Source organism: Vibrio sp. 1F253, assembly GCF_041439295.1.
Lineage (GTDB): Bacteria > Pseudomonadota > Gammaproteobacteria > Enterobacterales > Vibrionaceae > Vibrio > Vibrio tasmaniensis_A.
This window is the reverse complement of sequence record NZ_JBGONU010000007.1, coordinates 47,307-59,073: the sequence shown is the minus strand read 5'-3', so window position 1 is coordinate 59,073 and position 11,767 is coordinate 47,307. Positions and strand designations below refer to the sequence as shown.

Below are 11,767 nucleotides of genomic sequence, written 5' to 3'. Positions count from 1 at the left end.
ATTTGGCTATTAAAGCAGCTCCAAGAGCTAAACTTGTTTCCTAGTCACAACTTACTTCTAGCTCTAAATTAGCTTTCTAAGGTGCGAGTTCTGAAACGTGTTCGGTTAATCTTTCTCTTAAGGCTTGTTCTTGTTCTTCAGACAACCTTCCTCCCGCGTCACTGGTCAGAATAAACAAATCTTCTGCACGTTCGCCGATGGTGGTAATTTTAGCGCCGTGCAAATTGATGTCTAACTCAGCAAAGGTTGCGCCGACTTGAGCCAACAACCCCGGTGTATCAAGAGCTCTCAACTCCATCAAGGTGCGCTTCTTGCTCTTAGTTGGTAGGAACTCAACCCGAGTTTTTACCTTGAAATGCTGCAAGTTTCGAGGCGTGCGACGTGTCTTAATCTTAGTTGGACGGCCATCAGCTAGAACATGAGTTAGATGTTTCGCAACGGCTTTGTGTCTTGCTTCATCAATCGCTTCACCATGCTGATCAAGTACGATAAAGGTATCCAAAACGTGACCATCTTTACTGACCATGACCTGTGCGTCGTGAACGTTAAAGTTACGTCTGTCGAGCTCGGCAACAACGGTTGCGAAAAGTGCCGCTTGGTCTTTACAGTATACGAATACCTCTGTACCACCTCGTGTTGCTTTTTTGCTGATAAGTACTAAAGGTTGGCTCGGATCTTCTAAGCGAAGTAGGTGCTCACAGTGCCAAGCAATTTGAGTGTGTGTATGACGCAAAAAATAGTCAGCTTTAAAACGCTGCCACAACACTTCAATTTCACGAGCGGAAAAACCTTCTTTACGCAGCAGTGCAGATGCCATTTGTTGATTGTGACGAATACGGTCTCTGACATCGACTGGGTTTTCCAAGCCGCGACGCAGTGCTCGCTGCGTAGAATGGAATAGCTCTGCGAGTAGGGTACGTTTCCAGCTGTTCCATAGTTCTGGATTGGTTGCACAGATATCAGCGACAGTTAAGCAAACCAGCAGCTCAAGTGACTCTTCATCGCGAACTTTTTTGGCGAATTCGGTAATCACATCCGGATCGTAGATATCACGGCGCTGAGCGGTCACTGACATTAACAGGTGGTTTTGTACTAGCCACGCAACTTGTTTGGCTTCAGGCTTCGATAGCCCATGCTCAATACAGAAAGAGTAAGCTTCAACAGCACCGATCTCGGAGTGGTCTCCACCACGGCCTTTTCCTATGTCGTGGAAGATAGCGGCCAGGATCAGGAGTTCTTTTTTCTGAACTCGAGGGTACACTTCACAACAAATTGGGTGTTTGTCGTGGTTCTCTACTTGGCTAAAGCGGTTGATGTGCTTGAGCAGGCGAATACTGTGTTCATCCACGGTGTAAACGTGGAACAGATCAAACTGCATTTGGCCGACAATTTGGCTCCATTGCGGTAAGTACGCCGATAGCACGCCCAGTTTATGCATCAAGCTAAAAGCTTTGTGCAGTGCGTTGGGGTGGCGAACTAAATCCATGAACTTGTCACGAGCTTCAGGAATGGTATGCAGGAAGCGGTTCAATCGGCGACGCGCCGTTCGCAGTTGTCGTAATGTTGGGGGGCTTACCCCTTCGATCGTCGAGTCATTCGCGATATGGATAAACATATCGAGAATCGTTTCTGGTCGTGCTTGGAATAGGGCTGGCTTACGCGCTTCGATTAATGAACCTCGACGTTGGAAGTCATTGTCGAGAATCTCGGCTTCTTGTGTTTGACCACCGTTAATGATTGCTTGGTCAAACAGCTTAAGCAGCATTTTGTTGAGCTCTGCTACACGACGAAGTGTTCGGTAGAACTCCTTCATCATCATTTCTACGCCGCGATTGCCCTCACCAGTGTAACCAAGGTGTTCGGCTACTTGAGCCTGATGCGCAAAGGTAAGACGATTGTCGTAGCGGCGCAGCTCTATGTGCAGTGCAAAGCGAACGCGCCATAAGAAGTCTTGGCACTCCACGAGTTCACGATATTCAGCATCGGTAAGAAAGCCATACTTGCTCATTTCTAACAAAGAAGTCGCACCGAAGTGGCGACGTGCTACCCAACTCAGAGTGTGGATGTCTCTGAGTCCGCCCGGAGTTGATTTGATATGCGGTTCTAGATTGTAGGTGGTGTCGTGGTACCGAGCATGACGCTCTCTTTGTTCTTGAATTTTGGCTTTGTAAAAGGTCTCACTTGGCCAAAATGAATCGGAATGAATCTTTAGTTTCAGCTCTTGGAAGGTGTCCTCACTGCCACACAGTAAGCGCGATTCTTGCAGGTTAGTCGCAACCGTTAAATCGTCACTACCAATCTCAATACATTCAGCAATGGTACGCACTGCGTGGCCGACTTCTAGCTTCAAATCCCACAATAGGGTGATGAATTGACTGACTTTCTCACCTAGTGCTGATGGTAGAGTTCTTTGCGAGACGATGAGAATATCAATATCGGATAAAGGGTGTAGTTCACCACGGCCATAGCCGCCTACTGCGACCAACGCAATATGAGGCAGTTTGCTAAATCCGAAATGTTCCCATAAACGATTGAGAAGCAAATCCATGTATTCGGAGCGCAGCAGAACCAAATCGGTAACTGGATGATGATTTAGAAATTCGCTCTTTTGATACTGCGTGAAGATTTCGAGCTGATTTTTTAATTCGCAGATTTCAAGTTGTTCGTCATTGAACGTAATAGGGCATTGATAAGGCATAGTCTGCTATCCGTGCAAGCAAATGAGAATAGTAAACAATTTAACAGAAGCTGATGCAAAATCGAAATTGAGCGGATAAAAAAATATCCTCGGCAATGCGAGGATATTTTCAAAAGTCTGAGGTGTTCAGTTTGTTGAACTAAGCGTTCTTCATGATACGTGGAATCGTATCATCACTGCGTAGTGTTAGTACTTCACAACCTGTATCAGTCACAACTAATGTGTGTTCCCACTGAGCCGAGTTCTTGCTGTCAGCTGTGTACACTGTCCAGCTATCTTCGTCATCTAGACGACAGCCAAACTTACCCGCATTGATCATTGGCTCGATAGTGAAGCACATGCCTGCTTTTAGCACTGTGCGATCGCTGTTTTTGTAGTGAACGACTTGTGGATCTTCGTGGAACTCAGAACCAATGCCGTGACCACAGTAATCTTTTACAATAGAGAACTTAGCGCGTGGGTTATTCTTGTTGTTTGTCTTGATGTACTTCTCGATAGCAGTACCAACTTGGCCAAGTTGAACGCCTGGTTTAACCTGACGCATGCCTTCGTAAAGTGCTTCTTGAGCAACCATGCATAGACGTTTGTTTGCTGGTGAAACTTCACCCACAAGGAACATTTTAGATGTGTCACCATGGTAACCTTGCGGACGAGTGCTTAGGTCTGCATTTTCGTCATCAGGAACAATCACAGTGATATCAACGTTTAGAATATCGCCATCTTTCAATACTGCAGGTTTGAATTGACCTGTGCTACCAGTCTCATCTTGTGATGCTGGAATACCATGACACACGATGTGGTTGATAGACGTACAGATAGACTTAGGGAAACCGTGGTAATCAAGTGGTGCTGAGTATGCGCCTCTCTCTAGAGCGTACTCGTGACAGATTTGGTTAAGCTCTTCTGTCGTTGTACCCACTTGGATGTGAGGTTCAATCATCTCTAAAATTTCAGAAGCCAGCTTGCCGGCGACGCGCATTTTTTCAATTTCTTCAGCAGTTTTAATTTTTACAGCCATTGCATATCTCTTAATTTGGTAGCACCTAAGTGTGCATATTGGGGCTATTCTATCAGTGCAGCATTTTAGCGCAACATTCCCATATCCATACAATGCTGGTGGATACTACTTAATTTAAGCCGATATTGCTCTGTAAGACGATGCTGAATCGATTTGATTAGGCCGCGATTTATCGGTGAAATCCGCTAATAGGCTAGAGTATAGCAGTCGCCATTTTTGGATTTTTTTCTAGCCATAGATAGACAAAATATGGTATAAAGCGCGCCGGACATCAGGACTGTTTTCTCCAATTGGCGAAACAAGCTTTGTGTCCACTAACTTATTTCTTTAAATCACACACATTCCGACACATGTTCCGGGGTGCCTCAACAACACAGATAACGGCTGAAAAGTGGTTAGTTGTTAGGGGTCGGATTCATGGGGGATGTGGAGGCCTAACCCCATAGAGGATTTTAAAATGGCAACTGTATCAATGCGCGATATGCTTAAAGCTGGTGTTCACTTCGGTCACCAAACTCGTTACTGGAACCCAAAAATGAAGCCATTCATCTTTGGTGCTCGTAACAAAGTACATATCATCAACCTAGAAAAAACTGTACCAATGTTCAACGACGCTCTAGCTGAAATCGCTAAAGTTGGCGAGAAGAAAGGTAAAGTTCTTTTTGTTGGTACTAAGCGCGCTGCATCTGAAGCTGTTAAAGAAGCTGCTATCAACAGCAACCAGTTCTACGTTAACAACCGCTGGTTAGGCGGTATGCTAACGAACTACAAAACTGTTCGTCAGTCTATCAAGCGTCTGAAAGAACTTGAAGCGCAAGCTCAAGACGGTACTTTCGACAAGCTTACTAAGAAAGAAGCTCTAATGCGCACTCGTGAAATGGAGAAGCTAGAGAAGTCTCTTGGTGGTATCAAGAACATGGGCGGCCTTCCAGACGCTCTATTCGTTATCGATGCTGATCACGAACACATCGCAGTTAAAGAAGCAAACAACCTAGGTATCCCAGTTTACGCTGTAGTTGATACTAACTCTAACCCAGACGGTGTTGACTTCGTTATCCCTGGTAACGATGATGCAATCCGTGCAGTACAGCTTTACCTAAACGCTGCTGCAGACGCGGTTAAAGAAGGTCGTAACAAAGATGTTGCTGCTGTAGCTGCTGAAAAAGACGGTTTTGTAGAAGCTGAATAATAGCGGCTCTGAGCCATATTTAGTTCATATTAAGCGGTCATAATCGATGGCTTAAGAACTGAATACAGTCAATATCAGGGGCCAATTAATTAGGCCCCTGTTTTTTATCTTTTTTAGAATTTACTGAGGAATAGAGAATGGCAACTGTAACTGCAGCTCTAGTTAAAGAACTTCGTGAACGCACAGCTGCGGGCATGATGGAATGTAAAAAAGCGCTTGTTGCTGCTGAAGGCGACATCGAGCTAGCAATTGAAAATATGCGTAAATCTGGCGCAGCGAAAGCAGCTAAAAAAGCTGGTAACGTTGCTGCTGAAGGCGCAATCATCATTAAAGAAGAAGCTGGCGTTGCTGCTCTTCTTGAAGTGAACTGCCAAACTGATTTCGTAGCTAAAGATGCAGGTTTCCTTGCATTCGCTAACGAAGTTGCTGAAGTTGCTCTAGCTGAACGTCTAGACATCGTTGCACTTCAAGCTAAGTTTGAAGACGCACGTATCGCTCTAGTAACTAAGATCGGTGAGAACATCAGCATCCGTCGTGTTGAGCTTGTTGAAGGTGTTGCACTAGCTTCTTACCGTCACGGCGAGAAAATCGGTGTTGTTGTTGCTGGTGAAGGCGAAGCTGAAACGCTTAAGCACATCGCTATGCACGTTGCTGCTTCTAAGCCTGAGTACGTTAACCCATCTGACGTACCTGCTGACGTAGTAGAAAAAGAAAAAGCTGTTCAAGTTGAAATCGCTATGAACGAAGGCAAACCACAAGAGATCGCTGAGAAAATGGTTATCGGCCGTATGAAGAAATTCACGGGCGAAGTATCTCTTACTGGTCAAGCTTTCATCATGGAACCTAAGAAAACTGTTGCTGACATTCTTAAAGAGAAAGGCGCATCAGTTACTACCTTCGTTCGTTTAGAAGTTGGTGAAGGTATCGAGAAAGCAGCTGAAATGAGCTTCGCAGACGAAGTTGCAGCGGTACAAAAAGGTTAATCCTTAGCGTATTGTTTGAAAAGAGACCGTGGCAAATGCTGCGGTCTTTTTATGAATAATGAATTATTTCCGGCTTTTAGCTGTTATGAATGCAAACTGAGCTCTTCAGTTTTTATCCATGACTGTTAATCATCAACTCTTTGGAAGGTAAGCTCCATGACTACGAACCCTAAACCAGCGTATCAACGTATTCTGTTAAAACTTAGCGGTGAAGCGCTACAAGGCGAAGAAGGTTTTGGTATTGACCCAACGATCCTTGATCGTATGGCTCAAGAAGTAAAAGAATTAGTTGAACTAGGCGTTCAAGTTGGTGTTGTTATCGGTGGTGGTAACCTTTTCCGTGGCGCAGGCCTAGCAGAAGCGGGTATGAACCGTGTTGTTGGTGACCATATGGGGATGCTTGCAACGGTAATGAACGGCCTTGCTATGCGTGACGCACTACACCGTGCTTACGTAAACGCACGTGTAATGTCAGCAATTCCTCTTAAAGGTGTATGTGACGACTACAACTGGGCAGATGCAATCAGCCAACTACGTCAAGGTCGTGTTGTGATCTTCTCTGCAGGTACTGGTAACCCATTCTTTACTACAGACTCTGCTGCATGTTTACGCGGTATCGAAATCGAAGCTGACGTAGTTCTAAAAGCAACAAAAGTAGATGGTGTATTTACTGCTGACCCAGTAGCAAACCCAGACGCAGAGTTGTATGATACGTTGTCTTACAACACAATTCTTGAGAAAGAATTGAAAGTAATGGACTTGGCCGCATTTACGCTAGCACGTGACCACAAAATGCCAATCCGTGTATTTAACATGAATAAGCCAGGCGCACTACGTCGCGTGGTTATGGGTGAAACTGAAGGTACATTAATCAGCGACGCTGACTAATTTTTCGGGCTTACTGAAGTATAATGCTTCGGTAAGCTTATCCTTATCACTCCAAATAAAAAGCTTTCTTGAAGAAAGAACATAATCAAGGTGAAATTGTGATTAACGAAATCAAAAAAGACGCTCAAGAGCGCATGGTAAAAAGTGTTGATGCACTAAAAAACAGCCTACAAAAAATCCGTACAGGCCGTGCTCACCCGAGCCTACTTTCTGGTCTTACTGTTGAGTACTACGGTGCACCAACACCTTTGACTCAAGTAGCTAACGTTATTGCTGAAGACGCACGTACACTAGCAATTACAGTGTTTGATAAAACACTGACTCCTCTTGTTGAAAAAGCAATCATGACTTCTGACCTAGGCTTAAACCCTATGTCTGCAGGTACGGTTATTCGCGTTCCACTTCCACCGCTTACGGAAGAGCGTCGTAAAGACCTAGTTAAAATCGTTCGTGGCGAAGCTGAAGGTGGCCGAGTTGCTATTCGTAACATCCGTCGTGACGCGAATGGCGATCTAAAAGCGCTTCTTAAAGACAAAGAAATTTCAGAAGACGAAGATCGTAAAGCACAAGACGAAATTCAAAAGCTAACTGACGCTGCGGTTAAGAACGTAGACGAAGTTCTAGCAGTTAAAGAAAAAGAGTTGATGGAAGTTTAATTTTCCATATTCTTTTCTTTCAGGAAAAACGCTGTACTCACGGTGCAGCGTTTTTTTATGCTATTCTGTTCGACTATTAGAATTTGATTCACTCTTTTATGCATAATTCTCAAGCGTTCACAGACTCTCTTCCTAAACACATTGCTATCATTATGGATGGTAATGGTCGCTGGGCAAAAGCTCAGGGTAAGCCTCGTGTCTTTGGTCATAAAAATGGCGTTCAAGCTGTTCGAAAAACCATATCTTCAGCAGCCAGACTTGGCATTAAAGCCGTAACTCTTTTTGCTTTTAGTAGTGAAAATTGGCGTCGTCCTGAAGAAGAAGTGGGTCTTTTGATGGAACTGTTTATTTCAGTGCTGTCGAGTGAAGTAAAAAAGCTTCATAAAAATAATCTACAACTTCGTGTTATTGGTGATAAAAGTCGTTTTAATGAGCGACTACAAAAGAAAATAGAAGAAGCGGAAGCTTTGACTAGCACCAATACAGGTATGGTTATTAATATTGCGGCTAACTACGGCGGTAAGTGGGATATCCAGCAAGCGATGACTTCGATTGCTCAACAGGTTAAGTCTGGCGATATTAATGTAGAAGACATTGATGAAGCTATGATTACACAACACCTGACGATGGCAGATATTCCAGAAGTCGATCTACTTATCCGCACCAGTGGCGAGTGCCGCATTAGTAACTTTATGCTTTGGCAATTAGCTTACGCCGAAATGTATTTCACTGAACAATTCTGGCCAGACTTTAATGAAGACAGCTTAGTAGAAGCTGTGACTTGGTTTGTAAACCGCGAGCGTCGTTTTGGATGCACCGGTGAGCAAATTAAAGCTCTGATGGACAGTTAATAAGGATTTTTTTGGTTTGAAACAACGAATTATTACGGCGTTGATTTTAGCTCCCCTAGTTATTCTAGGTATTTTCGAGTTATCACTTCCCACGTTTATTCTTTCACTAGCAGTAATCTCGCTATTGGGTTTTTGGGAGTGGACTCAGTTTGTTGAAAGCAAATCACGTTATTTAGCGTTGATTCCAACAGTTGTGGTAAGTGCTGCAAGTTTTGCTTTTATACCTTTTGATGCATTTAGCCTTAATAACTTATCGGGTGCTCACTACGCCATTCTAACGATTGGTTCAATTTGGTGGGTAATCGCGAGTGGTATGGCAGTGACTTATCCTAAGTCTATGCCAGCATGGAAAGACTCATCAATTCTTCGTCACGCATTTGGCGTGCTGACTTTGCTACCATTCTTCTGGAGTGTGGTTATCCTGCGTGCTAACGGTATTGATGTTGATCCTTACCACGGCGCAAAATTGGTGATGTTCGTTTGCTTGCTTGTTTGGGCTGCGGACAGTGGTGCTTACTTTTCAGGAAAGAGCTTTGGCAAGCGCAAGATGGCCCCTGCGGTGAGTCCTAATAAAACGATTGAAGGTCTTATTGGTGGCATCATTACAGCAGTGATCGTGGCCTGGATCTTTGCTGACTTGTTTGATATCCAATTCACAAGTCCTCTCCACATGATTGTTATTACTCTTGTGACCGTCGTTATTTCTGTTCTTGGTGATCTTGTTGAAAGCATGTTTAAACGTGTTTCTGGGGTGAAAGACAGCAGTAATCTGATTCCTGGTCATGGTGGTATACTTGATAGAATAGATAGCTTAACGGCTGCATTCCCTGTCTTTGCTCTGCTTTATTTAGCATTCTAATAAAAAAGGGCAGTGATTCTGCCCTTTATTACATTTCTACGGTCATATGTGATGCGAAATCTAACTATCCTTGGCGCTACCGGCTCAATTGGTGCAAGTACACTAAAAGTCGTTGAACAAAACCCTGAACTCTATTCGGTCGTAGCAATGGCTGCAGGCTCGAATGTTGAAAAGATGCTGGCGTTAGTTGAAAAGTGGCAACCAAGCTATGTTGCTATGGCTTGCCCTGATGCAGCATCTAAGCTGACTGAAGTGTTGTCTGCGAATCACCCAAACATCAAAGTTCTTTCTGGCTCTGAAGGCATGTGTCAGGTCGCTTCTCTAGATGAAGTGGACACGGTAATGGCTGCTATTGTGGGTGCGGCAGGTTTGCTTCCTACGATGTCTGCAGTTAAAGCGGGCAAGCGTATCTTATTGGCTAATAAAGAAGCCTTAGTGATGTCAGGGCAGTTATTTATCGACGCCGTAGAGAAGTACGGCGCTGAACTACTTCCTGTTGATAGTGAACACAATGCTATCTTTCAATGCTTGCCTCAAAACGTACAAACTAACCTAGGCCGTTGTGATTTAGAAGAGAACGGTATCAACCATATTCTTTTGACTGGTTCGGGTGGTCCTTTCCGTTATACGGACGTTGCAGAGCTAGAGTCGGTAACACCAGAACGAGCTATCGCACACCCAAACTGGTCAATGGGCCCTAAGATCTCTGTCGATTCAGCAACTATGATGAATAAAGGCTTAGAGTACATTGAGGCGAAATGGCTATTTAATGCCTCTCAAGAGCAACTCAAAGTTATTATCCACCCTCAGTCTGTGATTCATTCTATGGTTCAGTACAAGGATGGCTCGGTGCTCGCTCAAATGGGCGAACCCGATATGGCAACGCCAATCGCTTTGACCATGTCTTATCCTGAACGCACAGAAGCGGGTGTTAAGCCTCTGGATTTCACCAAAGTGGGCGAGCTTACCTTCTTAGAGCCCGATTTAACTCGTTACCCATGTTTGAGATTAGTCATTGAGGCGTGCTATTTGGGTCAGCATGCAACAACAGCGATTAATGCGGCAAACGAAATTGCAGTCGATGCTTTCTTGAACAATCAAGTGAAGTTTACCGATATTGCTATCATTAACGAGTATGTTATGAACAAAGTATGTGAACAACATAACTCTGAGGGCTTAGATAGCTTGGAAAGCCTTCTTGAGCTCGATAATATGTCTCGTCAAATAGCCATTCAATTTATAAAAGAGCAGCTAGCATGAGTGGAATTCTGTGGAACTTCGCATCCTTTATTGTAGCGCTTGGTATTCTGGTCGCTGTTCATGAGTTTGGACACTTCTGGGTTGCTCGTCGCTGCGGTGTGAAAGTAGAAAAATTCTCGATTGGTTTTGGTAAATCGATCTGGAGTAAAGTTGGCCGCGATGGAACGGAATATAGCTTGTCAGTCATTCCATTGGGTGGCTACGTTAAGATGCTTGATGGTCGTGTTGATGACCTTTCTGAAGACGAACAGCAATACGCTTTTGATAAGAAACCGTTGTGGAAACGAACGGCGATTGTGGGGGCAGGTCCAGCATTCAACTTTATCTTTGCCGTGTTCGCATATTGGCTGGTTTTTTTGATTGGTGTTCCAGCGGTTAAGCCTGTGATTGGAGAAGTCACTCCTCAATCTATCGTGGCACAAGCCGGAATTGAAACTGGAATGGAACTTAAATCTATTTCAGGAATCAAAACCGCAGATTGGGAATCAGTAAACTTGGGTTTGATATCACATATTGGTGATGAGTCCATGACTGTAACGGTTTCTTCTCAAGACGACATCGGCTTTGAACAACAGATAACATTGGATATTTCTGACTGGTCGTTCAACCCAGAAACTGAGTCAGCAATGACAACGCTTGGTTTTAGACCCTATTCTCCAGAGATATCGACAGTGCTCGCTCAAGTTATTGATGACGGTGCTGCCTATTCTGCAGGGCTAGAATCTGGCGATAAAATTGTCGAAATTAATGGTCAGCCTATTGAACAGTGGAAGTCGGTTGTTGAATTAATCCGTTCACACCCAATGATGCCCTTGGACCTTGTCGTATTACGAAATGGTGTTGAGCGGTCATTGGTTATGACGCCGAATAGTCGCGAATTTTCTGATGGTTCTACAATCGGCTATGCGGGTATTGCTCCCGAAGTCGCAGAATGGCCAGAAGATTATCGCTTTGAGTTACAATTTGGTGTAATTGAGTCTGTAGGAAAAGCATTTGATAAAACAGGTCAAATCATAGGTTTGACGCTGACAATGCTTAAGAAGCTCATCGTTGGTGATGTTGGTTTAAACAACTTGAGTGGCCCAATTTCAATTGCTAAAGGCGCAGGGGCAACCGCCGATTACGGTTTGGTTTACTTCTTAGGTTTTTTAGCTCTGATTAGTGTTAACTTGGGTATTATTAATTTGGTTCCGCTGCCTATGCTTGATGGCGGACATTTGCTCTTTTTCGCTATTGAGGCCGTTACTCGTAAACCTGTACCTGAAAAAGTTCAAGAAATGGGATACAGAGTGGGAGGCGCAATCCTCTTCTCTTTGATGGCTCTGGCAATATTTAATGATTTTACTCGTCTGTGAATGGTTTCTC

Annotated in this window: 10 protein-coding genes; 8 read left to right on the top strand and 2 right to left on the bottom strand. The window is 44.1% G+C overall.

Annotated elements, in window-relative coordinates:
• Positions 1–76: 76 nt before the first annotated feature.
• Together glnD and map are read right to left on the bottom strand one after the other, a co-directional pair.
• On the bottom strand, positions 77–2,698 hold the full coding sequence (gene glnD / locus ACED28_RS05685; protein ID WP_371709475.1) for a bifunctional uridylyltransferase/uridylyl-removing protein GlnD: 2,622 nt from the start codon (positions 2,696–2,698) through the stop codon (positions 77–79).
• Between the two features lie 139 nt (positions 2,699–2,837).
• Positions 2,838–3,716, bottom strand: coding sequence for a type I methionyl aminopeptidase (gene map / locus ACED28_RS05680; protein WP_012604605.1), 879 nt, complete (start codon positions 3,714–3,716; stop codon positions 2,838–2,840).
• Positions 3,717–4,173: 457 nt separating this feature from the next.
• Here map and rpsB point away from each other — a divergent pair, with 457 nt between their 5' ends.
• The 8 genes from rpsB to rseP all read left to right on the top strand — a co-directional run bounded on the left by rpsB (position 4,174) and on the right by rseP (position 11,757).
• Positions 4,174–4,905, top strand: a complete 732-nt coding sequence (rpsB, locus tag ACED28_RS05675) for a 30S ribosomal protein S2 (protein ID WP_009847420.1) — start codon at positions 4,174–4,176, stop codon at positions 4,903–4,905.
• Positions 4,906–5,042: 137 nt separating this feature from the next.
• Positions 5,043–5,888 carry a translation elongation factor Ts gene (tsf, locus tag ACED28_RS05670; protein WP_009847419.1) on the top strand — a complete coding sequence of 282 codons (846 nt, stop codon included), beginning with the start codon at positions 5,043–5,045 and terminating at the stop codon, positions 5,886–5,888.
• A gap of 156 nt (positions 5,889–6,044) precedes the next feature.
• Positions 6,045–6,776: a UMP kinase gene (gene pyrH / locus ACED28_RS05665; protein ID WP_009847418.1), complete on the top strand. Its 732-nt coding sequence runs from the start codon at positions 6,045–6,047 to the stop codon at positions 6,774–6,776.
• 98 nt (positions 6,777–6,874) lie between these two features.
• A complete protein-coding gene (frr, locus tag ACED28_RS05660; protein WP_009847417.1) occupies positions 6,875–7,432 on the top strand; it encodes a ribosome recycling factor in 558 nt (185 codons plus the stop codon).
• Positions 7,433–7,530: 98 nt separating this feature from the next.
• Positions 7,531–8,283 carry an isoprenyl transferase gene (locus tag ACED28_RS05655; protein ID WP_009847415.1) on the top strand — a complete coding sequence of 251 codons (753 nt, stop codon included), beginning with the start codon at positions 7,531–7,533 and terminating at the stop codon, positions 8,281–8,283.
• Positions 8,284–8,299: 16 nt separating this feature from the next.
• Entirely contained in the window at positions 8,300–9,142 is an 843-nt protein-coding gene (locus tag ACED28_RS05650) for a phosphatidate cytidylyltransferase (protein WP_017096810.1), read from the top strand.
• Between the two features lie 51 nt (positions 9,143–9,193).
• The gene (ispC, locus tag ACED28_RS05645; RefSeq protein WP_371709474.1) at positions 9,194–10,402 is read left to right on the top strand and encodes a 1-deoxy-D-xylulose-5-phosphate reductoisomerase; all 1,209 of its coding nucleotides are present in this window, start codon (positions 9,194–9,196) and stop codon (positions 10,400–10,402) included.
• Positions 10,399–11,757 carry a sigma E protease regulator RseP gene (gene rseP / locus ACED28_RS05640; RefSeq protein WP_017103660.1) on the top strand — a complete coding sequence of 453 codons (1,359 nt, stop codon included), beginning with the start codon at positions 10,399–10,401 and terminating at the stop codon, positions 11,755–11,757. Before ispC ends, rseP begins: the two co-directional genes overlap by 4 nt.
• Positions 11,758–11,767 lie beyond the last annotated feature (10 nt).